This window comes from Natronomonas pharaonis DSM 2160 (genome assembly GCF_000026045.1).
In the GTDB taxonomy this organism is placed as follows: domain Archaea; phylum Halobacteriota; class Halobacteria; order Halobacteriales; family Haloarculaceae; genus Natronomonas; species Natronomonas pharaonis.
The window spans coordinates 2,073,758-2,098,110 of record NC_007426.1; the positions used below are offsets into that span (position 1 = coordinate 2,073,758).

The 24,353-nt window shown below is 62.3% G+C and carries 23 protein-coding genes; 13 read left to right on the forward strand and 10 right to left on the reverse strand.

Annotated elements, in window-relative coordinates; translation table 11 throughout:
- Positions 1-33: 33 nt before the first annotated feature.
- Both NP_RS10535 and NP_RS10540 read right to left on the reverse strand, forming a co-directional pair.
- Entirely contained in the window at positions 34-1,635 is a 1,602-nt protein-coding gene (locus NP_RS10535) for an AMP-binding protein (protein WP_011323835.1), read from the reverse strand.
- A 1-nt stretch (position 1,636) separates the two neighbouring features.
- Positions 1,637-2,416: an IclR family transcriptional regulator gene (locus tag NP_RS10540; RefSeq protein WP_011323836.1), complete on the reverse strand. Its 780-nt coding sequence runs from the start codon at positions 2,414-2,416 to the stop codon at positions 1,637-1,639.
- Positions 2,417-2,698: 282 nt separating this feature from the next.
- On the opposite strand from NP_RS10540, the gene rdfA reads away from it, so the two are divergent.
- Positions 2,699-3,340 carry a rod-determining factor RdfA gene (rdfA, locus tag NP_RS10545; RefSeq protein ID WP_011323837.1) on the forward strand — a complete coding sequence of 214 codons (642 nt, stop codon included), beginning with the start codon at positions 2,699-2,701 and terminating at the stop codon, positions 3,338-3,340.
- Between the two features lie 36 nt (positions 3,341-3,376).
- Positions 3,377-5,311, forward strand: coding sequence for an archaea-specific SMC-related protein (locus NP_RS10550; RefSeq protein ID WP_011323838.1), 1,935 nt, complete (start codon positions 3,377-3,379; stop codon positions 5,309-5,311).
- Between the two features lie 350 nt (positions 5,312-5,661).
- Here NP_RS10550 and NP_RS10555 read toward each other — a convergent pair whose 3' ends face one another.
- From NP_RS10555 to NP_RS10575, 5 genes are all read right to left on the reverse strand, one after another.
- The gene (locus tag NP_RS10555) at positions 5,662-7,491 is read right to left on the reverse strand and encodes an FAD-binding protein (protein WP_049939863.1); all 1,830 of its coding nucleotides are present in this window, start codon (positions 7,489-7,491) and stop codon (positions 5,662-5,664) included.
- Positions 7,492-7,540: 49 nt separating this feature from the next.
- A complete protein-coding gene (locus tag NP_RS10560; RefSeq protein ID WP_011323840.1) occupies positions 7,541-8,404 on the reverse strand; it encodes a succinate dehydrogenase/fumarate reductase iron-sulfur subunit in 864 nt (287 codons plus the stop codon).
- Positions 8,405-8,406: 2 nt separating this feature from the next.
- Positions 8,407-8,772: a succinate dehydrogenase hydrophobic membrane anchor subunit gene (locus tag NP_RS10565; protein WP_011323841.1), complete on the reverse strand. Its 366-nt coding sequence runs from the start codon at positions 8,770-8,772 to the stop codon at positions 8,407-8,409.
- Between the two features lies 1 nt (position 8,773).
- Complete coding sequence (gene sdhC / locus NP_RS10570) at positions 8,774-9,166, reverse strand: succinate dehydrogenase, cytochrome b556 subunit (RefSeq protein ID WP_011323842.1); 393 nt, start codon at positions 9,164-9,166, stop codon at positions 8,774-8,776.
- A gap of 98 nt (positions 9,167-9,264) precedes the next feature.
- Positions 9,265-10,275, reverse strand: a complete 1,011-nt coding sequence (locus NP_RS10575; protein ID WP_011323843.1) for a succinylglutamate desuccinylase/aspartoacylase family protein — start codon at positions 10,273-10,275, stop codon at positions 9,265-9,267.
- A gap of 80 nt (positions 10,276-10,355) precedes the next feature.
- Between NP_RS10575 and NP_RS10580 the strand changes: the two genes are divergently transcribed.
- From NP_RS10580 to NP_RS10590, 3 genes are all read left to right on the forward strand, one after another.
- Positions 10,356-11,705 (forward strand): RimK family alpha-L-glutamate ligase, encoded by a 1,350-nt coding sequence (locus NP_RS10580; RefSeq protein ID WP_049939665.1) that lies wholly within the window; start codon positions 10,356-10,358, stop codon positions 11,703-11,705.
- A 49-nt stretch (positions 11,706-11,754) separates the two neighbouring features.
- Positions 11,755-12,951: a bifunctional sugar-1-phosphate nucleotidylyltransferase/acetyltransferase gene (gene glmU / locus NP_RS10585; RefSeq protein WP_011323845.1), complete on the forward strand. Its 1,197-nt coding sequence runs from the start codon at positions 11,755-11,757 to the stop codon at positions 12,949-12,951.
- Between the two features lie 81 nt (positions 12,952-13,032).
- Complete coding sequence (locus tag NP_RS10590) at positions 13,033-13,899, forward strand: SDR family oxidoreductase (RefSeq protein ID WP_011323846.1); 867 nt, start codon at positions 13,033-13,035, stop codon at positions 13,897-13,899.
- 51 nt (positions 13,900-13,950) lie between these two features.
- Here NP_RS10590 and NP_RS10595 read toward each other — a convergent pair whose 3' ends face one another.
- Entirely contained in the window at positions 13,951-15,303 is a 1,353-nt protein-coding gene (locus NP_RS10595; protein ID WP_011323847.1) for an RNA-guided endonuclease InsQ/TnpB family protein, read from the reverse strand.
- A gap of 41 nt (positions 15,304-15,344) precedes the next feature.
- Between NP_RS10595 and NP_RS14605 the strand changes: the two genes are divergently transcribed.
- Together NP_RS14605 and NP_RS14795 are read left to right on the forward strand one after the other, a co-directional pair.
- Positions 15,345-15,488 carry a hypothetical protein gene (locus NP_RS14605; protein WP_011323848.1) on the forward strand — a complete coding sequence of 48 codons (144 nt, stop codon included), beginning with the start codon at positions 15,345-15,347 and terminating at the stop codon, positions 15,486-15,488.
- A gap of 180 nt (positions 15,489-15,668) precedes the next feature.
- Positions 15,669-15,845, forward strand: a complete 177-nt coding sequence (locus tag NP_RS14795; RefSeq protein WP_011323849.1) for a DUF7576 family protein — start codon at positions 15,669-15,671, stop codon at positions 15,843-15,845.
- A gap of 6 nt (positions 15,846-15,851) precedes the next feature.
- On the opposite strand, the gene NP_RS10600 is transcribed toward NP_RS14795, so the two are convergent.
- On the reverse strand, positions 15,852-16,508 hold the full coding sequence (locus NP_RS10600; RefSeq protein WP_011323850.1) for a helix-turn-helix domain-containing protein: 657 nt from the start codon (positions 16,506-16,508) through the stop codon (positions 15,852-15,854).
- 247 nt (positions 16,509-16,755) lie between these two features.
- Here NP_RS10600 and cyoE point away from each other — a divergent pair, with 247 nt between their 5' ends.
- From cyoE to NP_RS10625, 6 genes are all read left to right on the forward strand, one after another.
- Entirely contained in the window at positions 16,756-18,057 is a 1,302-nt protein-coding gene (gene cyoE / locus NP_RS10605; RefSeq protein WP_011323851.1) for a heme o synthase, read from the forward strand.
- A 1-nt stretch (position 18,058) separates the two neighbouring features.
- Positions 18,059-18,478, forward strand: a complete 420-nt coding sequence (locus NP_RS10610; protein ID WP_011323852.1) for a DUF3054 domain-containing protein — start codon at positions 18,059-18,061, stop codon at positions 18,476-18,478.
- Positions 18,479-18,564: 86 nt separating this feature from the next.
- Positions 18,565-18,714, forward strand: a complete 150-nt coding sequence (locus tag NP_RS14610; protein WP_011323853.1) for a hypothetical protein — start codon at positions 18,565-18,567, stop codon at positions 18,712-18,714.
- 6 nt (positions 18,715-18,720) lie between these two features.
- Positions 18,721-19,266 carry a cupredoxin domain-containing protein gene (locus NP_RS10615; protein ID WP_011323854.1) on the forward strand — a complete coding sequence of 182 codons (546 nt, stop codon included), beginning with the start codon at positions 18,721-18,723 and terminating at the stop codon, positions 19,264-19,266.
- Position 19,267: 1 nt separating this feature from the next.
- Positions 19,268-20,995 carry a cytochrome c oxidase subunit I gene (locus NP_RS10620; protein WP_011323855.1) on the forward strand — a complete coding sequence of 576 codons (1,728 nt, stop codon included), beginning with the start codon at positions 19,268-19,270 and terminating at the stop codon, positions 20,993-20,995.
- Between the two features lie 55 nt (positions 20,996-21,050).
- A complete protein-coding gene (locus NP_RS10625; RefSeq protein WP_011323856.1) occupies positions 21,051-21,734 on the forward strand; it encodes a hypothetical protein in 684 nt (227 codons plus the stop codon).
- A 167-nt stretch (positions 21,735-21,901) separates the two neighbouring features.
- Here the strand turns inward: NP_RS10625 and NP_RS10630 are convergent, their stop codons facing one another.
- Complete coding sequence (locus NP_RS10630; protein ID WP_011323857.1) at positions 21,902-24,340, reverse strand: heavy metal translocating P-type ATPase; 2,439 nt, start codon at positions 24,338-24,340, stop codon at positions 21,902-21,904.
- Positions 24,341-24,353: the final 13 nt, after the last annotated feature.

Here is a 24,353-nt window from a genome sequence, read left to right on the forward strand (position 1 = left end):
TTACCCTCGGAAAAGGGAGCCGGTGTCAGACGGCTACCGACTGAATTCGTACCCGCTGTCGCGGTCCCACGTCGCGGCCGGGTCGGTCCGTCTGAGCGGCGCTTTCCGGACCTTCCCGGTCGGGTCGCGGGGCAGTTCCGCACGGAGCTCGACGTACCGGGGAACCTTCACGTACGGCAGCGACCCCCGGCAGTGCCGATACACGTCAACCGGGTCAAGGGAAGCGTCGGCGTCAGGGACGACGACGGCTTTGATTTCCTCCGTGCCGGTAACGTCCTCGACGCCGACGACAGCCGACTCAGCAACGCCCGGGACGGCGTCGATGACGCTTTCTATCTCCAGCGAGGAGATACGGCCGGCAACCCGCCCGCGGTATATCGAGTTGTCCTCGTTGGCGACAAAATGCAGATAGCCGTCTTCGTCCATGTAGCCGATGTCACCCGTGTGTATCCACTGGTTCCGGCAGTCTTCGATTGTTGCCTCGGGGTCGCCGCGGTAGCCCTGCATCATCGTGTTCGGCCGCGTCGGCCGGATGACGATTTCGCCCGCTTCGCCGGCATCGACCGGCCAGTCGTTGTCGTCGACGACCGCCACCTCGGCGTGGGAGACCGGACGCCCGGCACTGCCGACCGTGCGGTCGTCGGCGGTGTTGTACGTCGCCAGCGTCGCCGTCTGGGTCACGCCGTACCCTTCGAGGACGGTGATGTCGAAGCGCTCCTCGAAGTTCTCGATGAGCGCCTCATCGGTTCCAAAGCCGAACCCGTGCCCGATGGCCGTCTCGACTGCGTTGTCCGCTCCGTCAGCGTCGTCATCCTGATTGTACAGTACCGACAGCATCCGCCCCAGATACAGCACCACGGAGGCGTCATAGCGGTCGACCTGCGACCAGAAGACATCGGGGTCAAAGGGGTCTTCAAAAGCGAAGGCGGCGTCGGTCACAAGCGAGCCGACAACGCCGATATGGAAGGCAAAAATGCTGTACAGCGGCAGCGTTGTGAAGATGCGGTCCTTGCCGGAGAAATCAAAGAGGTGCTGGCTGGCTTCCCAGCCGGTGTTGAGATACGAGTACTGTGGAAGCTCGATACCCTTCGGCTGCTCGGTGGCGTGTCGCTGAACGAACGTTACAGAGAGCGTATCGGCTTCGGAGACAGCAACGTCAGGGGGCGTCTCGTCGCCGTCAAGCAGCGGCGCGAACGGTCGGTAGGGACCACCGTCCTGCTGTGGGCCGACGAAGTACTCCGTCGGCAGCCCGGAGACGTCTTCGCGGACGGCTTCGTACTGCTCGCGGGTGTCGGTGTCGACAAACACCGCCTCCGCGTCGGCCGTCTCCAGCACCGTGGCAAGCGTTTCCCCGGTAAACCGGGTGTCCACCGGCGCGACAACGGCTCCGAGCTTTGCGAGCGCGAAGTAGAGGTAGATGTACTCCATCGAGTTGTACAGGAACAGACAGACGGTGTCGCCCGTCCCGATGCCGTTTGCCTGCAGACGGCCGGCGATGGCGTTGGCCATCCGGTTGACCTCGCCGTAGCTCGCGCGGGCGTCCTTGTACTGGACAAACGGGGCAGCGCCGTCGCGGTCGGCGCGGCGTTCGAGCGCTTCGCCGACGGTCCGGACCGAATCACGCGGCAGTGACATCTCAGGCACCTCCCTCGGTGGTATCGTTCTGCCCTGCGGCCGCGAGTTCGTCGGCGGCGGCTGAAAGTGCCGCCGTGATGTCGGATTCGGGCGGTATTCCGAAGTCGTGGGAGTACCCGAACACGCCGAGGCCGTGGGTGTACCCGCTCGGGCCCTCAAAGGCCACCCCGACAGACCGGACGCCGAGGGCGGCCTCGCCGTCGGCCACGGCGAAGCCCCGCTTGCGAGCCGTCTCAATGTCTTCACGAAGGGAATCCAGGTCAGTGTGGGTTCGTTCAGTGTGGCCCGGTAGCCCGTGGAAGTCGACGATGTCCTCGATATACTCGTCCGACAGGGCCGCGAGTATCGCTTTCCCCGGCGCGTGGGTATGGAGGTACGAGCGCTTGCCGACGCGACCGTAGATGCGTCGTGTCCCCGGCGGTATCGCGCTCTCAACGAAGATGCCGCGACCGTGTTCTTCGACGACCCACCACGTTGGCTGACCGACGGTTTCGGCGACGGAACCGATGACCTCGGCGACAGCCGGCCGCAGCCGAAGGCTACTCTGGGCGGCCATCCCCTCGGTCAGAAACCGGAGGCCGAGCCGGTAGCTGCCGTCACGCTCGACGACGTACCCCATCCCGCGCAGCGTCGAGAGATAGTTATGGACGGTGCTTTTGGCTAGCCCGAGCCTGTCTGCCAGTTCGTCAATGTCGACCCCGTCGTAGTCACGGAGAATATCGATAATTCTGAACGCCGTACGGACCGACTTGACCTCCCGGGACGACGTATCGGGAATCATACCATGGCATTTCGGCGGCTATCGTATATATGTATCCCATATCGTGCCATTTTGGGTCGCCAATGCCGGTTGAATCGCCATTTCTATTCACACATCGTGAATACAGAGACAGCAGTAGCGAAGCGCCTCTAGACAAAAGGTGAATTTTTGCTACAAAGGGCGTCCGATAGCCTTCTATAACATAGTTATGTTTGTTATTGAATCCGTTCACTGCAGCCACAGGACAGCGGCAGCCGTCGAACAGCACAAGATACTAACCACCACCGGACGGATAGGTCAGGTATGAGCGAGCCAGAAAAGAAATCGTCGGAAGCCGAACGTGAGTCCTCACGGGGGCGACGAAGCAAGGTCGCCCGCCTGCTTGATGACTACGACATGGCCGGCGTCGGGGCTGAACTGGAGCGGCAGTGGACCGCCGATGAAGACCGAATGAGCCTCCGAGACCTGGCGTCGTATTTTAACCGCCAGCTCCTCCAACAGCGGCTCGAGGCGGCGAACGTCCGGCCCGTCGATGGAGAAGTGGCGAACATCTATCGAATACTGACTGACGACGACGACGTTGCCGAGGCCGACAAGACCCGCGTGCGCCGGCGGCTCGAACGGGACGGCATCGATGTGGAAACGCTGGAGAACGATTTCGTCACGTATCAGGCAATCCGGACATACTTAAAGAGCTATCGAGGGGCCGAGTACAGCCCCGACGAGACCGACCCCATCGAACGGGAGATAACCAACCTCCAGAAGCTCCGCGGGCGGGTCGACGCAGCCACCACCGGCAAACTCGAACAACTGGGGCGGAGTGGGGACCTCGATATCGGAGCGTTCAGAACGCTCGTCGATATCCGTGTCGTCTGTGAGGACTGTGGAACCCAATACGAGGCTGTCGAACTGCTCGAACGTGGCGGCTGTGACTGCGCTCAGTGACCAGTATTTATATACGAGGTCCGAGTATCGGTAGGTATGAGTTCCGAGCAACGGGCCACAGGCGCGGAGATTTCGGTCCGGAACATCGGCGGTATCGACGAGACGACGGTCGCGTTCGAGCCTGGCGTGACCGTCCTCGCCGGGGAGAACGCGACAAACAGGACCTCGCTGCTGCAGTCGTTGATGGCTGTCCTCGGTAGCGACGACGTGTCGATGAAAGCCGACGCCGACAAAGCGTCCGTCGAACTGCGAGTTGACGGCGAGACCTACACCCGGACGCTCACGCGACAGGGGTCGACAATCGCTACCGGCGGCGACCCCTACCTTGCGGATTCGACACTTGCCGACCTGTTTGCGTTCCTCCTGGAATCGAACGAAGCGCGTCGGCGGGTCGCCACGGAGGGTGACCTCAGGGAACTCATCATGCGGCCGGTCGACACCGAGGAGATACAGCGTGAAATCGACCGACTCTCCGAGCGACGGAACGAAATCGACGATGAGCTGTCGACGCTCGATTCCCTGAAAGACCGGCTCCCATCGTTGGAGGAACGCCGCACGCAGCTCCGCGGGGAGATAGAGGAGACGGAGGCGGAGCTGGCAGACGTCGAGGCGCGACTCGACGAGCGAGACGCGGATATCGAACAGACACGCGAAGAGAAGGCTGAACTCGAAGAGCGGCTCACGGAGCTCCGGACCAAGCGCTCGGAACTCGAAGACGTTCGGTACGACCTCGAAACCGAGCGGGAAAGTCTCGAATCGCTACAGACACAGCGCCGCGAGGTCGAGTCGGAGCTGGAGTCCCTTCCGGAGACGCCGGTCGGCGAAATCGACGACCTCGAAGCCCGTATCAGCAGCCGCCGCGAGCGAAAGGCCACCCTCGAATCAGCGGTAAACGAGATACAGAGCGCGGTCCGGTTCAACCAGGAGATGCTGGAAGGCGACGAAGCGGCGGTTTCGCTGCCCGCCGAAGACGACGGCGACCTCACAGACGAACTACTGCCGTCCGAGACAGTCACCTGCTGGACCTGCGGCAGCGAGGTGCCACAGGACCGCATCGAGGAGACGGTCGGCCGGCTCAGAGAGCTCAGCCAGTCGAAGCTCGGCGACATCGACGACATCGAGTCGGAGATAACGGAGCTTCAACAGGAGGTCGAAGACCTCCGTGAGACACAACGCCGCCGCGAGACGCTCCAGCGACAGCTGTCGGACCACAAGGCAGACATCGAGCGGAGCGAGACTGCTATCGACCGGCTTACCGACCGCCGCGAGGCGCTCCGGTCGGAGATATCAGAACTGGAAGAAGAAATATCGGAACTGGAGTCGGACAGCTACGAGGAGATACTTGACATCCACCGGGAGGCCAATCAGCTCGAATACGAACTCGGTCGGCTCGAAGGCGACCTCGAATCCATCGAGGACGAAATCGCCGACATCGAGTCACGGCTCGACGAGGAGTCGACCCTGCAGGAGGAACGCGATGCAGTCGAAGCAAAGCTCCAAGAGCTGCGAACAAAAATCCACCGCATCGAGCGGGAGGCAATAGACGCCTTCAACGAGCACATGGAGACCGTACTCGGGATTCTCGGCTACGAGAACATCGAACGCATCTGGATAGAGCGGCTCGAACGCGAGGTCCGTAAGGGTCGTCGGACAGAAAGTGAGGCCACCTTCGAGCTTCACATCGTCCGGCAGACCGACGGCGGCGCAACCTACGAAGACACCATCGACCATCTCAGCGAGAGCGAACGAGAGGTCACCGGGCTGATATTCGCGCTGGCCGGCTATCTCACCCACGAGGTCTACGAGACGGTCCCGTTCATGCTCTTGGACTCGCTGGAGGCGATCGACTCCGAACGCATTGCCGCGCTCGTCGAATACATCGCGGGCCACAGCGACTATCTCGTCGTAGCGCTGTTGCCGGAGGATGCTGCAGCGCTGCCGGAGACGTACCCACGGGTGACCGACATCTGAGCGGCCCATCCGTTGGGCTGTCAGCCTGTGGGTAGCACGCCCCCACCTGTTGGAGGACGTATGCTAAGAAATATATTCATTCTATTTCTCGGACCGTTTCAAGAAGCTACTTTAATCTCTACCCGGATAGACAATCATACGACCATTGATATCTATTATAAAACTTAATACTGAGTTTTTAGGGAAAGTTCTTTGTTTTTGTAGACTATATATACTCTATTTCATTACTGTATTATTATGTTTTTTAGATAAAGTCGATTCCATGTCAATATACACCTTGTTACGAAAGCAAACTACACACGGCACTCCCCGGCCGAGAAAAGCAAAAGCAGCGCGCTAAGCGGGGGTCGTTAGTAGGAGCGGACTTTCGGCTCGTATTCTTTGTTTTCGCCTTCAAGGATGACGGGCTTGTAGTAGAGCTTCGGGCTGCCGTCGTTCCACGAAATCATCGTGTGCTTGAGCCACTCGTCGTCGCGTCGCTCCTGGTACTGTTGTCGCCAGTGTGCACCGCGGAACTCCTCGCGGGCGAGCGCACCGAGGGTGATGGTCTCGGCGACATCGATGAGGTTCCGCGTCTCGATGGTGTGGATGAGGTCCGTGTTGAACGTTCGCGAGGGGTCGGAAACGGCGACGTTCTGGTACCGCTCGCGGCACTCACGGATGACCTCAAGGGCCTCTTTCAGGCCTTCTTCCTCCCGGAAGACGTTGACGTTCTCCGTCATCGCCTTCTGGAGGTCCTCGCGGATTTCGGCGTGGTTGATGCCGTCGCTTTCGAGCAGTTCCTCGACCCGCTGCCGTTCGGTTTCGACGGCCTGCTCGACGAGTTCGTCGGGTTCGACGAGCGCGCCGTCGGCGGCGACATCGCTGTCGCCGGTATCGAGCGCACCGGGGTCGACAGGGGTTTCGAGGCCCTCCTCGCGTTCGGTTTCGGCGGAGGGACCGGTGGGGACTTCGGCGGTGCCGAGGTCCCGTCCGGCGGCGTGGTGGCCCGCGCGGGCCCCGAAGACGATGAGCTCCGGCAGAGCGTTGCCGCCGAGCCGGTTCGAACCGTGGACCGACGCACACGCACATTCGCCGGCCGCGTAGAGACCGTCAATACAGGTCTCGCCGTGCTCGTTGGTCTCGACGCCGCCCATGTGGTAGTGCTGGCCGGGCTTGACCGGCATCGGCTCCTCGACGGGGTTGACGCCCTCGAAGTCCTCCGCGAGGTGGATGATGTTTTCGAGGCGGTCGTTGATGCGCTCATCGCCGAGGTGACGCATGTCGAGGAAAACGTACTCGTCGTTGATGCCGCGGCCCTCGTTTACCTCGGTGAGTTCTGCACGGGAGACGACATCACGGGAGGCGAGTTCGCCGTCGTTGTTCGCGTAGCCGTACTCGAACATGAAGCGCTCGCCCTCGCTGTTGTAGAGGATACCACCCTCGCCCCGGACACCCTCAGAGATGAGGACGCCGGTCGACGGCAGCGTTGTCGGGTGGAACTGGACGAACTCCATGTCCTCGACGGGAACGCCGGCGCGGTAGGCCATCGCCGGGCCGTCACCGGTGTTGGCAACAGCGTTGGTCGTGTGGTCGAAGACCTGCCCGTCGCCACCGGTCGCGAGAATGACGCCACCGGTCGCGCGGAAGCCAACGATATCGCCGGACTTGATGTCGTAGGCGACACAGCCGTGACACTCGCGGTCCTCGGGGTCGTCGTGGTCGGTGACTGCGAGTTCGCTGACGTAGAACTCGTCGTAGACCTTGATTCCCCGCTTGACGACCTGCTCGTACATCGTATGCAGCAGGTGGTGGCCGGTCTCAGCGCCGGCGTAGGTGGTTCGTGGGAACGAGAGGCCGCCGAACGGCCGCTGTGAAACGCGGCCGTCGTCCTCACGGGAGAACGGCATTCCCCAGTGTTCAAGCTGGATGACTTCTTCAGGGGCGTCTTGGGCCAGCGTCTCGATGGCCGGGGCGTCCCCGAGGTAGTCCGAGCCCTTCATCGTGTCGTAGGCGTGCAGTTCCCAGTCGTCGCCGTCGCGGATGGCGGCGTTGATGCCACCTTCGGCCGCGCCGGTGTGTGACCGGACCGGATGCAGTTTCGTGACCATCGCTACGTCGGCGCCTTCCTCGTGGGCCGCGATGGCCGCACGGAGGCCAGCGCCGCCGGCGCCGACCACGATTACGTCGTGTTCGTGTATCGTCATTGGTTGTATCTAGAGTTTGGTCTTGAGAGACTTTAGCGTGCTGCTACCAGAACTTGAGGTTGTTCTTGACCGCTTCGCGTTTTAGCTCCTGAATGTGCTCGGTGAGCGGGATATCCTTCGGACAGACCTCAGTACAGGAGAACTGGGTCTGACAGCGCCAGACACCGTGTTCCTGCTCGATGATGTTGAGCCGGTGTTGTTTCATTTCCTCGCCTTCCCGCTTGTCCATCGCAAACCGGTAGGCCTTGTTGATGGCCGCCGGGCCGAGATACTCGTTGTCGCCGGCAGCGATGTTACAGGAGGACATACACGCGCTACACCAGATACAGCGCGTGGACATCTTGACCTTCTCGCGGTTCTCTCGGGTCTGGCGCTGCTCTTCGAGGTCGCCGTCCGGGAGCTCGTTCGTCTGGAAGTACGGCTCGACGGACTCCATTTGGTCGTAGAAGTGCTCCATGTCGACGACCAGGTCTTTGACGACCTCCGCGTGCGGCAGCGGTTCGATGCGGACCGGCCACTCGAGGTCGACCATCTGGGTCTTGCAGCCGAGGCGCTGTGCGCCGTTGACAAAGAGCGCATCGGAGCCACAGATAGCCTGCCGACAGGAGTGTCGGAAGGTAAGCGTCGAGTCGAAGTGGTCCCGCGCGTAGATGAGCGCGTCAAGCACCGTCATCCCCTTCGTGAAGGGGATTTCGAAGGTGTCGAAGCGCGGGTCCTTTTTGCCCTCGACTTCGGGGTCATAGCGGAACACCTTGATCTGGACCGTCTCGTCGGCATCGGAGAGGTCCGATTTGGCTCGCTCCGACATATCCGCCCGCTCGCGCTTCTCCGAAAGGCGTCGTTCTTGATGTTCAGATGTCTGTTCGGGTTCCGTCTCTTGTTCTTGTTCGGTGACTTGCGTACTCATGGTTAGAACAGCCCCGTCATAGCGATTGCAACGCGAATGCCCTGCACGATGAGCAGCGCGCCCGCAACGATGAGCAGCCACTTGACGACGGTTTTCTGAGTTCCCTTGAGGCCCTGGTTTACCAGAGCGTTGTAGACGCCGTTGACGCCGTGGAACGCACCGGCGATGAGGAACAGTACCATCGTGATGAAGTAGCCGACCTCGCTCATCCGGGCCTGCGTCCCGGCGAAGGTGATTTCGGCCGCGTGGTTCACGAAGTGCAGCAGCATAAAGTGATACGCCAGCACGGCGACGAGGAACACCGCCGTGATTCGCTGCAGCAGCCATCGGGTGCCTTTCGGTTCGAACGAGGAGTAGTGTTCAGCCATCTTAGAACGCCCCCATCAGGAAGGTCGGGATGCTGGCGACCGTGATGGCCGCAGTTACTATCAAGGCGGCGTAGAACGCCTTGTCCTGTGCTTCAAGGCCGACACCGAGGTCGACGAATAGCAGGCGGATACCGTTCAGGATGTGGAAGACGGCGACCGCCAGCAGGCCGACTTCGAGGAAACGGACGACGAGCAGACTCTCAAGCCCTTGGAGAGTCTGGGTGTACGTCGCCGCGTCCACCGTCGCGGTGCTCAGTACGGCAACGTGCGTAAACAGGTAGCCGATGAGCACCCAGCCGGTGAACTTGTGGAATATCCAGGCCCACATGCCGGCGGAGAACTCCTGCCACCGCCCGAAGTCTTCGACCAGACCTCGGTCGTACGATTGACTCATGCAGCGTAAGGTGAGGACCCCGCTGGTATAGTAGTTACTACCTGCGAACGTCTCACAGGCCGAAGCGGCAGAAATATCCGGGTATCGACGCACAGAGGTCAACGGCGCGTTTCCGACCGGGAGGCACGCGCCGCGCGCGTCGTCGGGTCGTCAAGCGCGACAAGATGACACAGCGGATTGCCGGGATAAACGAGCGGATTCTCCAGAACACCGACCAACAGCCCGGTAAAGGGAGCCTCGACGACCGTCGATTCGGTTTTGAACGGCGTCGTAATCGTACAGATCCGGTCGCCCGCTTCGACGATGTCGCCGCGGTCGTGGTACATTTCTACGAGGCCGCCCGCATCCGCGCGAAGCCACGTTTTTTCGTCGGACCCGTCGATGACCGTCCGCCACCCCGGCCACTTTACCGGTGCGGAGTCACGCATGCCGAGTTCGGCCATCACCGAGAGTACACCCTCAAGCGCCGCATCGATGAGTTTCCGCTGGAATCGATGGGCTTCACCGAGTTCGACGGTAACTGTCGGCGTCGCCGCATCGGTCGCTTCCCGGCGAAGCGTTCCACTCGGGCCATCACTGGAGATGACGACATTAGAGCCGAACGCATACGCCAGCCGTGCGGCGTCGGCATCGTCTACGTCGGCACGGACATGGAGCATATTCGTCCGACCGCGGGTCGAGGTATGGAAATCGAGGCCGAAATCACACGGCGCAATGAAATTGCTGAAAATACGGTCGGCGATGCGCTTGGCACTCGTTCCGGAATCGTTGCCGGGAAACGAGCGGTTGAGGTCGCGGTCGTACACCGGTAGATAGCGCTCTTGGGCGATGAAGCCGGGGACGTTGAGCACCGGCAGACAGACCAGCGTCCCGGCGAGGTCGTCGTGGTTCCATTCGTGAGCGACTTCACGGACGATTTCGATGCCGTTCAGTTCGTCGCCGTGGATGGCAGCCGAGAGAAACAGCGTCGGCCCCGGTCGCTCGCCGTTGATAATCGTGACCGGTATCCGGGCCGGGTCGCCGAGATACGTTTCGCTGACCGTGTACCTGATATTCGCCGTCTCCCCGGGGACGACGGCCCCGCCATCGTAGGTGAATGTCTCGGTCATGCACGACCTGTCGCGGCGACCACCTAAGGCTCTTGGTGGCCGGGCGGTAGCGTTTTGTCGTCAACAGACGAATGGCATCCATGTCAGATGTGCTTTCCGTCGGCGTGTTGAGCCTGCACAGCTCCAAGGAGTCGAAAGCTATTCTCAACGCTGTCGACGACCTCGGATACGACACCGAGTGGCTACGAACGGAAAACACGGCCGTTGATATCACCGATGGGTCGGTAACACTCGAGCCGGATGTCGATATCGTCGTCAATCGGCTGTTGCTCTCAAAAGAGGAACAGCCCGCGGAGGCGCTCGGGTTAGCGACGATGCTCGAACGGGCGCGGCCGATGCTCAACACGCCGACAGCGACGATGACGGCGATGCATAAATTCGCCACCGGGACGGCGCTTGCCGAAGCGGACATCCCGGTACCTGACGCCTACATGGCGCTTTCTTCGGACCTGCTCAACGAGCGCCGGGGGCAGTTCGGGCCAGAGGTCGTCTACAAGACGGCTATCGGCACTCACGGCGGCGGCACGTGGAAACTCGACACCGAAAGCACCGTCAATCCGATGGTCGGGTCGCGACAGGCGTTTCTACAGGAACTCATCGAGCACGACGAACACCGCCACCACGACCTTCGGGTCTACGTCGTCGGCGAGCGCATCGTCGGCGCGATGAACCGCTATGCGCCCGACGGCGAGTGGCGAACGAACGTCGCACTGGGCGGGTCGGTCGAGGATGCGACCGACGAGCTGCCCGACGAGGCCGTTTCGATGGCCAAGCGCGCGGCCGACGAGGTCGGTCTCGATTACGCCGGCGTCGATATCGTACAGGGCGAGGACGGGTATTACGTACTGGAAGTGAACCCGACGGCCGGGTTCCGCGGTCTGTATAAAGCGACGGGGCGGTCGCCAGCCCCCCACATCGCCCGGCTCGCAATCGAGCGCGCCGGTGGTGATGTCGACGCCGAGCGTGTCGCCGAGCTTTCGGCGACGCTCGATGACTCCCGGCCGGCCTGTATGCCGCCGAAGCGGCAGCCGGAGCCTGTCGACCCGCCGGTCATCGGGTACACCGAGGAGGTTGTCGTGATGGGAACGTCGGGACAGGAGACGGTAACCGCAAAGTCCGACACCGGCGCGACCCGAACGAGCATCGACGCCCGGCTGGCGGCCGACATCGGCACCGGGCCGATAAAGGATATCGTGAAAATCAAATCCGGGAGCCTCAAGAGCGGCAAATCCCGCCCCGTCGTCGATGTCGTCGTCGGCATCGGCGGCAAACAACACACCGTCAGCGCAAGCGTCGAGGACCGAAGCCATATGGACTATCCACTGTTGCTCGGCCGCGATATTCTCGAACACTACCACGTCGACGTTCGCAAACGCATCGACGACGGCGAGCGGTCGGCCCCCGACGGAACGACACTCGAAGAGGAGTAACGCGACGGGGGACCCGATAGCTTTTGCTTTCGGGTCGCGACCGGCCGGTATGCAGACGGTGATTTTGGCCGCCGGGAAAGGAACGCGGATGCGGCCGCTGACGGAGGCGGTCCCCAAACCGATGTTGCCCGTCGCCGACCGGCCGCTGTGTGCCCACGCCGTCGACGCCGCAGTCGAGGCAGGAGCCTCGGAGCTCGTATTTGTTGTCGGCTACGGAGCCGACACCGTCCGTGAGTATTTCGGCGACCAGTATCGTGGGGTCGAGGTGTCCTATGCGGTGCAGACGGAGCAACGCGGCACGGCCGATGCGCTTTCGGCGGCAGTAGAGCTCCTCAGCGGCGAGTTCGCCGTCCTCAACGGCGACTCTCTGTATCCCGCGGCGGGACTCCGGCGGCTCTTCGAGTCCGGGCCGGCGATTGCGACAGCGACAGTCGAGGACCCGACAGCGTACGGCGTCGTCTCGACGGCCGCTGGCGACCGCGTGACGGAAATTGTCGAGAAGCCGGACGACCCACCGACGCGGCTCGCCAACGCCGGGGCGTACGTGTTCCCCGCGTCCGCCCGCTCGTGGCTCGATGTCGACGCCAGCGAGCGCGGCGAGTTCGAACTGACCGATGTTGTCGCCCACACCATTGAGGAGACGGCAGTGACTGCTGTACAGCTATCACGGTGGCTCGATGTCGGCCATCCGTGGGAGCTTTTAGCCGCAAACGAACAGGAACTCGACACACTCGACCGCCGCATTGCGGGGACCGTCGCTGACGATGCCACTCTGGAGGGGTCCGTGGTCGTCGAACAGGGCGCGACAGTCGAGTCCGGTGTCGTCATCGAGGGGCCGGCACTGGTCCGGAAGGGAGCGTCGGTCGGGCCGAACGCATACGTTCGCGGTGCGACGGTAGTCGGCGAGGGCTGTCACATCGGCCACGGTGTCGAGGTCAAAAACACTGTTATGCTGCCGGAGGCAGCGGTGCCCCACCTCAGCTACGTCGGCGATAGCCTCATCGGCCACGGGGCAAACCTCGGTGCCGGAACGCAGGTCGCGAACCTCCGACACGACGGAGCGACAGTCAAACAGACCGTCGCCGAGACACGTCGCTCAACCGGCCGGCGAAAGTACGGTGCTGTCGTCGGCCCCGGTGCGAAGACCGGCGTTAATACCAGCATCGCCCCCGGCGTCGTGCTCGGTGCAGACGCTCGGACCGACCCCGGCGAATCGGTCTGTCGGGACCGGCGGCCGGATACCTGAAAACTGATAGCAACATCAAACTCGTGTATCGGCTGTCGAATATCTCCGGGGTTTATGGTCGCCGGCACGGACATGCCCGGTATGTCAGTTGACGCGCCCGACCTCTCGGGACAGACCGCATTTATTACGGGAACGACCCGCGGTATCGGAAAGGCTATCGCGCTGGCGCTGGCCGAGCAGGGCTGTAACATCGTTTCGACCGGGAAGACGAGCGAAGCGGACGATTACGGCGAGGACAAGGACCTCGAAGGCACCATCGAGCAGACCGCACGGGAATGTGAGGAAAAAGGCGTAGAAGCGCTGCCGATTCAGCTGAACGTCCGCGATGAGGACCGCGTTGAGGCGGCCGTCGAGGAGGCCATCGACCACTTCGGCGAAGTCAACATCGTCATCAACAACGCCAGCGCCATTCAGTTGGCGAACGTCGAAGACCTGCCGGCAAACAGGTTCGACCTGTTGACCGATGTCAACGTTCGCGGGACGTATCTGGTCTCGCGAGCGTTCATGGACCACCTCAAGCAAACCGACGAGGACGCCTGGATACTGACGAACGCGCCGCCAGTGACGGTCGACCGCGCCCCCGGCGAAGCCCCTTACGCGTGGTCGAAGATGGGAATGTCGTTTTTGACGCTGTCGCTGGCGACCGAGCTGAGCGGACACGACATCGGCTGTAACTCCTTTTGGCCGGTGACGGCTATCGACACCCGCGCGACGCGGTACTTCGGGCTTGGGACCGAAGACGACTGGCGTTCCCCGGACATCGTCTCCGACACGGTCCTCGAAATCCTCTCGCGGGACCCCGCCTCCTATACCGGCAACGCCGTCTACGACGAGGAGCTGCTCGCTGCGGCTGGCGTCGAGGACTTCTCCGAGTACAACCTTACTGAGGGCAACCCGGCACCGATGTCAGCACAGATGTTCGACCCCGACTACGAGCGGTCGATATGACATCCTCCGCGCCGTGAATGGCGCGGTTTCTCCGTGGGAGTCTCAGCCGGTCTAAGAATCGCCGGAGACAACATTCCCGTCACGGGGGACGGTACTCGGGTCTGTGCGCTGTTCTTTGGGACTTTCCCTCGCGGGAGAGCGTGGTGACTCCGACCATTCGTGGTCGTCCCACTCGAACCGCACGGGCCGTGCCATCGGCCTGACTGCTTTCTCTGTGTGCCGCTCTAAGAACGTTTCTGACGCCGTAACGTCGGCGTGCCCTTCGAATCCACACGGACAGGTGAGCGTGTCCTGCTGCCGTGTCGTTCGGTCTGTCGAACCGCACTGTGGGCACTCCTGACTGGTCCATGCCTCTGACCGCACTTCGACCGAGATGCCGTATTCGTCGGCGGTCCACGCCAGTCGCTCGGTGAATTGCTTGAACGCCCAGAAGTTGTGTGTCTTGGCGTTCGTCTCAGCCGACCAGTGCGTCTCGAGTACATCGGTCAACCCGCCGATATACACCGTGTCCACACCCTCGCCGTACAGCTGTTCGAGCAAGTCACGACACAGTGTCTCTTGTGCGTGGTCGCGGCGACGAGTCCGTTTCCGGTACAGTCGCCGGATACGCTTGCTACTGTATCGGCCTTCCGGTAGCTTGGACTGCAACCGGGCTATTTCTCGTGTCGTCTCACGGAATCGCTGAAACAACTCGCGGCCTTCATACAGGTACTGCTGGCCGGTTGTGGTGGTACAAGCGACGAGGTTGTTTGCACCAATGTCTAGAGCGGCCTTCTCGTTGGCCAGTGGAGTGGCCCGTGCATCGTCAGAAACAGTCACGGGTTGCGAAGCTCGGAAGGTGCAATCAGTCTCGTCGTACCACAGTTCTAGTCGGCCTTGGTCCTCGTAGTCAGACCAGTTCGGGTCGCCAACAATTTCCAACCGGAGGCGACTTTTCGGGCTGTTGTGCCTGTCTCGGAGTTGTTCTCCGACGACCATCTCGAGTCGGGAGCGGTCGCCCCATTCGACGCTGTATGCGTCCTTACGGACAACGCCTTTGAGGACGCGCCCGTCGTCTTTGTTTCCACGGAAGCCCGGCGGTTCTGGGTGTTCCGTAACCGACGTGTTTGACTCGTCGTGAAACTGCTTTTTCAATCGAAAGAACGACCGCCACGCTTCGGTGTTTGCTCGCCGGACAGTTTGAGCGGTTGACGCACCGAGAACGGCTTTGTATTTGCCTTCGAGAGCGCCGGTATCGGCGTCCCACACGTCCTCGTCCTCGAAGCCGTCCTTGTCGTTGTAGCGCATGAGCCGCTGGTAATTGATTTCGTTCCAGAGAGCGGCGGAAGCGTCCAACAGGTCGCGTAGCACCTGTTCATCGTCGGCGGTGAGCGGTCGCATAGCGAACGTGTTGGCACGCTTCACGACAACAGATTCTTATACTTTTAGTCTTAAAGTCTTTTCGTATGCGACCGAACATCGACATTTCACACACGCTCGGTGGCCGAGTCAAAGACTACGCAGAAGCAAACGATTTGGACCTTTCGGAAGCCTATACAGAGGTGTTAGAAGCAGGTCTTGAAGCATTGGAGACTCAGGACCAGCCGTGACGTGGCGGTTTCTCACCGGAGCGTACGCGATTCACTCCCGCCCTGTTCGCTCCTCGGTTCCGACTAAGCGTCGGAACGCTCGTCACTCACGGGAAGGGCGGGATTCTCTCGCTGTATCAAGATAGCGGATATCTGCCGGAACAGGACAGCTCTTTTTGTCTCCACTGTCAGTGGTCGACAATGGTTGACCCGACATCCGACCTCTGTGAGAACGTCGCTGAAGCGGACGCGCCACGGTGTACGGCGTGTTCGGAGCCGATAGTCGCCGACCCGGGCCATCGGGTCGTGACCGAAGTGGTCGACAGCCGCGTCGAGACAGCCCACTTCTGTGGCGGCTGTCTGAGCGCAGGCAAGTAACCCCGGTCAGGGGGTCGGGGCGACGCTTGATTTGTCCTCGTGGTTCGAGAGGAACCGCTTGATTATTTGCTCTTCTGCCCGGTGGAGCGTTTCGCTACAGGTCGATTTCGCTATCCCCAGCTCGTCGGCGAGCTCCTCCTGTGTACAGCTCCGGGGGGTGTCGTAGTAGCCGCACTCGACGGCCGCCGACAGCACGTCCCACTGGTGGTCGGTGAGGAGCTGTTCGGACTCAACCTGCTGGTAGATTGACTCGACAGTAAAGGAGATGCCGAGCGATTCGAGCTGGTCGCCGAGCATCGAAAGGCGCTCTCTGGAGGTCGTAACCTCCCAGACGACCTCGCCGTCCTGCACGTTGAACGGCATCTCCAGCGGAACCCCGGAGCGCTGTAGCGGCTCCAAGAGCAACGGCATCGTCGTCTCAAGCTGGAGCAGCAGCCCCTCGGCCTCGTCGTTGAGCACTTCGACTGCGGCGACGCTGTCGTACTCGCGGGCCGCCGAAATGACGGCCTCTTCGTGTGGGGACGTGAGCTCAACGAGCGCGACGCCGCCCTCGTCGTTCTTGACGGCGGAGAGCACCCGGAGTCTCGTCTCCGGGTACGTCCGCGAAAGCTCCCCCATCCAGATTGCCTCCGGAATCGTTAGCGTGAGTGTCGCTCGTGGCATAGTTCGTTGGTCCGCATTGGACCGGGTTCGGGAATCACGAAGCCGAGCGACGTGTCGCCGACGCCGCCGGCCAACCGTGGTGCAGTTCTCGAAGCCGGTCCACACTGCTTCCTTATCATAGCCTTACAAATACAGCTTTGCCATGTCCCATGGGCTTGGATTTGCCGCAAGGGGGCGGCGACCGCGGCGCGGGGCAAAAACATATTCGGGGGAAGGACATCGAAGGCGGGAGAGCCATGCTCCGTGTATGCAGCGGTTCACCGGTCTCGTGACGGCGACGACGCTCGCGACGTACCTCCTCGTTGTGCTGGGTGTAGCGACGGAACTGACCGGCGGCGTCAGCCCCGCCGCAGTCGCCCACTACGTTACCGCAGGAGCCGTCTGGCTCCTGCTGGTTGCGGCTGCGGCACTGGCGTGGCGCGACAGTCGACTGCCACGCGTCAAGTGGGGCGTGACCGCCGCGGCGGTTGCCTATCCGGCGCAGGCGGCGGTCGGGATGGCCGTCCTCGCTAGCGGCGGTCCGGGACAACTCCACCTGTTCGGGGGTGTCGGTGTCTTTGCACTGTTGCTTATCACACTGACATGGCATCTCGACCGTGAGGTTGAGCCGCGCGAACGGGCTGCGGCGACGGCGTTCAACCGCGAGGGCGACGGCGACGACAGCGTGCTGCTGTACCGGCTTCCCGACGGCCTCCGGCGATACGTCGAACTCACGAAGCCGCGGCTGATGTGGCTACTCTGTCTGCTGGCGCTGTCGGGGATGGCGCTTGCGACGGTTACCGGCGCGGCGCTCGATGGGGTGACCATCGCGGCAACGCTTTTCGGCGGTGTGCTGGCTGTCGGCGCGGCAGGGACGTTCAACCACGTCTACGAGCGCGACCGCGACCGGCGGATGAACCGAACCGCAGACCGGCCGGTCGCGACTGACGCCGTCGGTGTCGGCCGGGCAACGGCGTTCGGCGTCGGCCTGCTCGTCGTCTCGATGGCTGTGTTGGTCTGGCTCGTCAACCCGCTCGCTGCGGCGCTGACTGCGGTCGCCGTCGTCTACTACGCCGTCGTCTATACCGTCGTGCTGAAGCCGACGACGACATGGAATACCGTCATCGGTGGCGGCGCGGGCGCGCTGCCGGCGGTCATCGGCTGGGCGGCAGTGGCCGGAAGCATCGGGCTGCCGGCGCTCCTGCTCGCAGCAGTGGTGTTTTGCTGGACGCCGGCCCATTTCTACAATCTCGCTATCGCATATCGGGACGACTACGCCCGCGGTGACTACCCGATGTTGCCGGTCGTCGCCGGCGTGGCGGCGACCAGACGGCGGATACTCTACTGGCTTGGAGCAACGCTGCTGGTCGCCGGCGCCCTCGGCGCGGTCGCCGGTTTCGGCCCCGTTTATGCGCTTACTTCAGCGGTGGTTGGCTTCGGGTTCCTTTGGACCGTCGTCGTCCAGTTCCGGACGGAGTCGGACCGCGACGCCTATCGGAGCTTTCACGCCTCAAACGCGTATCTCGGTGCGCTGCTTGTGGCGATTCTCGTCGAAACGATGGTGATATAATATGCTGAGCACCCGCTACGCCGACCGGTGGACGGTTTCAGTCCGTCGGACAGCGCTTGTCGCGGTCGGCGACATCGTCGCCATCGCCGCATTCTTGCTGTATGGGCTGTTGATACACGCAGTCAACCCGCTTTTCTTCCCGCAACACACTGTCTTGGCGGCAGCGCCGTTCATTTTCGCATGGGTGATTACAGCGCCGCTGGGCGGTCTCTACCGACCGGAGACGGTCACGTCAGTTCGCTCGGCGCTGACTAAAACGACGGCCGTCTGGGTCGTTGCCTCTCTCGCCGGCGGGGCGATTCGGGGCACCGAGTATTTCCCCGGAGAAGCACCGGCCGTTTTCCTTGTCGTGAACATCGTCTTCGGGCTGGCGTTCCTGCTGCCGTGGCGGCTCGCGGTCGCGTACACGCTCGGCCGGTAACATTTTTTATGCTACTTAAGTTAGATAGTTGAACATGTGCGCGCTAAGCTTTAGGCTTGTATATAGGTAAGTTGCCGACGTGACACATGAGCAGCGACACATCACCGGAAGAGATACCCGTGATGCAACGGCTATACAACCGAATCTGGCTACTGGCAGCGGTAGCGCTCCTGTTTTTCATCGTCGTCTACGTCGGCTGGGGCGTCGCCGACCTACTTTCGGTTCCATCGAGGTGAATACGTATGTCTGATCCACTCGACGAGCCAGAGGGCAACTGGTGGGACGAGAAAGTAAACCGCCGAGAGACGATGTGGCTCGGCATCGCTGGGCTGTGGTCGCTCGGTATCTTCGGCTGGATGAGCGGCTTTACCCGCTTCGGCGACCAGAACCCGGTCGGCGAGACCTATGAGGTAACGCCCGAAGAGTTCCAAGCGGCCGTCGACGAATACAAAGAGGCCGCCGACGAGACCGAGGACGGCCATCTGATTCCACCGGGCGACTCAGTCTACATTGCTGGCCGACGGTTCGACTGGGATGGGCTCCCGGTCGTTCTCGAAGCCGGCCGTGAGTACGACATCCACCTGGGGGCCTACGACGTCCAGCACGGGTTCTCAGTCCGGCCCGAAGAGACGCTGAGCAAGCAGATCAACCTGCAAATTTTCCCCGACCATGAGTGGGTTATCCCGATGACCTTCGAAGAGCCGGGAACCTATCAGGTCATCTGCAACGAGTTCTGTGGCCGCGGGCACAACGGGATGCAGGGCAAATTCATCGTGGAGGAACCGTAAGATGGTGGTTTCGAAGCTCTTCAGCAACGACTACGGCGACGACGGGGTCCGGACATGCTCGGTTACCGGCCTCGATATCCATCGCTCAGCCGAGAGACACGTGAAGCTCTTCGGGCTTACGGCTGTCATCGCACTCGTCATCGGTGGCATCTTCGCGGTCTCGGTCGCACTAACCCGGTGGGAGCTCATCAGTCTCATCCCCGAGGACGGCTACTACACCCACCTGAGCCTCCACGCGTGGAACATCCTCATCTTCTGGATGGTGTTCATGGAGATAGCCATCCTCTACGTTGGCGGGCTGATAGTGCTGGGCCGTCGTCTCCCGCTGACAAAGCTCGCCAAGGCCGGCTGGATTACCATGGTCGCCGGCGCGGTCGGCGTCAACTGGTCGATATGGACCGCCACTCAGAGAGGACAGGAAGCACCGCTGTTGACGGCATATGTGCCACTCGACATACCCGTTGAATTCTACGCCTCCGCTATCGTCTTCCTGCTCGGAGCGACAATCGCTGCGCTGCCGTTCTTCGTTGCCATTTGGAAAGAAAAGCGTGGCGCGCCGAACAAGACCCTGCCGCTTGTGGCCTTCGGGGCCTTCATCACGAGCATTATCGCTGTTGAGGCCATTCTCGGTGGCCTCGTTGCGTTCGGCTACGCGCTCGTTTGGCAGGTCGGTATCATCGATTCCATCAACACCGGCATTTACCGACAGCTCTACTGGATTATCGGCCACGGGAGCCAACAGATCAACCTGCTGGCGCTGATTACGGTCTGGTATTTCCTGACCCACGTCGTCGGTGGGGCGGTCGTCGTCTCCGAGAAAGTCTCCCGGTCGGCGTTCGTGCTCTACCTGTTTTTCATCAATCTCGGCGCGGCCCACCACCTGATGGTCGACCCCGGTGTCTCCGTCGGCTGGCGTATCTTCAACACTTCGTATGCCTTCTACGGAGCCGCCTTCGCCAGCATGATTCACGCCTTCGCCATTCCGGCGGGGCTGGAGGCCGGACGCCGGCAGCGGGGTCTCGGCGGCGGCCTCTTCGGCTGGCTCACGTCCGGGCCGTGGAAGAACCCCGTCTTTTCGGCGACCATCTTCAGTATCATCCTCTTCGGATTCATGGGCGGTATTACCGGCGTTCTGATGGGCCAGCTCCAGCTTAACATGACCTGGCACAACACCTTCGCGACGGTCGGCCACTTCCATGGGACGGTCGCCCTCGGGACGACGCTGGCGTTCATGGGGCTGGTGTTCTTTGTCATCAGAACCATGTTCCAACGGAGCTTCGTCACCAACAAGCTCGCGTCGCTGGTGCCGTACTTCTACGCGGGCGCGATGGGTATCGCCGTGCTGATGATGATGTACGTCGGCATCCTCTACGGTGTCCCACGGCGGACCTCCAGCGTCGTCCGCGACATCCCGGGGACTGACTTCAGCCTCGCTGCTGCTGAGCCGCTGTTCCTCATTCTCGGCCCAGCCGCCGTGCTCGCTATCATCGCCGGTGCGCTCTTTGTCGTCGTCGCCGTGCTATCGTTGCTCTTCGGTGACCGTCTCGAAGAAGGGGACAACGACGACATGCTTCCGGACGGCGGCCTTCGGCCCGACGGCGGCGTCGATGTCCACGCCGTCGAGATGCGCGGGACCTTCACGCTGTGTCTCATCTTCATGGCGACGTTCATCGTCCTCTATGTCCTGAACTGGTATCTGCTCACACAGGTCTGGCACATCGGCGCCTGACCGCACTCTCCGTACAGCTTTCCGACCGGCCCCGATTTCCGACCCCAGATACCGAATGTCAGAATCCACCGCAGAAAGCATCGTCCGACGCTACGTCAAGCAGCCATGGCGCGACCTGATACGCATCTACTACACCAACACGCCGGTCTGGCGGTGGCTCAAAAGCGGTGCGCTCGTCGTACTTGGCTTCTGCCTTTGGACAGGAGGGAACGTCCTGCTGTCCGTACAGCCGGACTGGACGTTCCTCCACTACGTGATGTCGTACGGGCTCATCGTCGTCGTCTGGGGACCGCTGACCCATTTCGTCATCGTCCCGTTGACGATACGCCTCCGGCGGACTGCCGAACACCCGGCAGTCAGGTGGCTTGCCAAGAGGTCCGGAAAGATTCAGTTCAGCCTCTTCGTGCTGGTCGTCATCGTCGTTGGAGCCGCTGCGCCGGGGGTTATGTTTCTTGATTTCTCCGTATCAATCGAGGGTGGCGGGACCGCAGTCGGCGGCGAGTTGACCTGCGAAACAGCCGACGGCCTCGTCTCATGTCACGTCGCCGACCCGCAAGGAATCGACCACGTTGTCGTTACGTCCGGGGGCGAGACGCTGGCGACTGTCGAGGAAGAACCCTTCGCCTTTGAACTCGATACCGACGACATCGCCGAGACGCGGACCGGAAAGGAGTTCCGGGTCGACTACCGGAACGCCGACGGCGAGACCGTCTACCGACAGGTCGAACACGTCGGCTAGTACGTCCAGCCCCGGCGTAGCAGCCTTTTGTACTGAGAAGTTTCCGCGCCGCACCAACGGAGCCGGGAGGCGTCCACAGGTCTGTTACGAAGCGCTACCGCTGCTTTCTATCGGTATCCGGGCGAACGCAAACACCGTAGGCCGGACAGCGGAGGAACCGCTGCCGGCTACTCCCCGACAACCGGCCGCCGGGAGTTCGAGACGACAATGATGCTGCTTGCGGCCATCGCCACCGCCGCAAAGAGCGGGTTGATGAGCCCAACAACGGCCAGCGGTATCGCTACAGCATTGTAGAGAAACGCCCAGCAGATGTTCTCACGGATGCGTCGCCGGGTGCCGTCAGCGACATCAAAAACATCCTCCAGCGTAGTGAGGTCGCCGTCAGTAATGACGGCATCGCCGGCATCGACAGCGCGTGCGGTCCCGCTGCTCATCGCGACGCCGAGGTCGGCGGCCGCAAGCGCCGGCGCGTCGTTTGTCCCGTCACCCACCATCACCGTCGTCCCGTCGGCGGCGAACCGACGGACGGTTTCGACCTTCCCATCCGGAGGAACGCCGGCAAAGACCTGGTCGACTGCAGGGTGGTCGGCGAACCGGTCAGTGTCGGCCGACTCGTCGCCGGTAAGGATGGCGACATGTCGGTCAGCAACCGCATCGAGAGCTTCCGACCACGCGGCCCGCTCGCGGTCGGCGACAGCGACAACGCCGCGGGCCGTTCCATCCCAACCAACGACGACCGGACGGCCGCCCGCAGCGTCGATTTCGTCGACCCGAGCGGCCAGTGTCTCGGAGAGCGGGCCGACACGGTCGGCAACGAGATCCGCCGTCCCGACAACAACGCGGGTACCGTCGACGGTACCGGAGACGCCGGCTCCCGGATGGCGGGTAAACGCTTCCACATCAGGGAGCGGTCGGTTCGCGGCCGTGGGGTGGGTACCGCCGGTTGTATCCGTAGTCACCGTTCCCCCATCGGTAGCAACCGGGTCTGCACTTTCGCTTGCGGCATCGAGAAGGGCGTCGGCGACCGGGTGGTCCGAAAGACATTCGACGGCTGCAGCACGCCGAAGTGTCGCCTCGTGGCCGTAGACATCGGTCACTTCCATCGTGCCCGCAGTGAGCGTGCCTGTCTTGTCGAAGACGACCGTATCGGCATCGGGTGCGAGTTCGAACACCGACTCGTTGGCGACGATGAGGCCGTCCTGCAGCGCGTCCCTGAGCCCCCCCGCGACCGCAAGCGGCGTCGCAAGCCCCATTGCACACGGACAGGAGACGACAAGGACGGTTAGCCCAGCGAGAAGCGCCGCCGCGACCGGCTCGCCCGAAAGGAGCTGCCATGCCGTGACGACGGTTCCAAGGCTCAAAACGACCGGCACGAAAACCGTCGCCAGCCGGTCGGCCAACCGCTGGACACCGGGGCGGGAGCTCTGTATCTCCCAGAGCGTCGTCGCAATCCGGTCGACAGTGCTCTCGGCCTCAGGACCGACCGCAACGACGAGGGCGTCATCAGCGACGACAGCCCCGCCGATGACATTGTCACCCGGCCGTTTCGTGACCGGCAGCGACTCGCCGGTCAGTACCGACTCGTCGACATCGGCGATGCCCTCGATGACAGTACCGTCGACCGGAACCCGCTCGCCGGGCGCGACGACCAGCCGGTCGCCGGGCTCGATGTCGTCAACAGACACCGTCTCGCGGCCGTCATCGGTAAGCCGGGTCGCCTCGCTGACACGAATCGCCGTCACCGACGAGAGGAGGTCCGTCGCCCGGGAGCGAATGCGCCCCTCGTAGTAGCGACCAAGGGTGACAACCATGACGACGGCGACGCTGACATCATAGTAGAGGTGTGTGCTGCCGGTCGCCAGCGCGACGGTGCTGTACCCGTACGCCGAGAGGGCCGCCACCGACACGAGTAGGTCCATATTGGGACGCCGTGCGCGGATGCTTGTCCACGCGCCGCGGAGCACCGGGAAGCCGACGTAGAACAGCACAATAGTCGTCAGCAGGCCGATGATACTGAGCGGGAGGTAGATGCCGATGGGTGTCGTCGTGTCGATATCGAGAAGCCCCGTCTCGATGCCGACGTAGCTGGGGTAGAGGTAAAACAGGTACCACGGCATGATGAGCATGCTGAGAAAGCCGCCGATGACGAGCCGTTCGACGGTTTCGTGCTGCTGGCGCGTGGCCGGTCCGTCGTCGGTTTCGGCGGGCGAACGAAAACGGGCCGTATAGCCGTAGCCGGAGAGCCGCTCGGGGAGGTCGGCCTCGTCAATCCGGTCGGGGTCGTATCGGACCCGTGCGGTTTCGGTCGCGTAGTTCGCTTCGATGCTGTAGACGCCGTCGACGGCGTCGGCACGAATGCCGAGGAAGGCCTCACATGTCGTACAGTGCATGCCGTCGATGGCGACGAAGGTCTCAGCCGCGTCGTCAGGAACCGACACAGCCGTTGTCTCGTCCGTGGAGCCGTCGACAGGGACGGATTCAGCGTCGACGTCGTCGAGCGTCCGAGCGACTTCCAGACAGCCGCGACAGCAGAACGTCCCGTCGACGCCGTCGTCAGCTACCGGCGGGTCAGGGGTCGGAAGGTCACAGAGCGAACACTCGTCCATCAAAGGACGATTC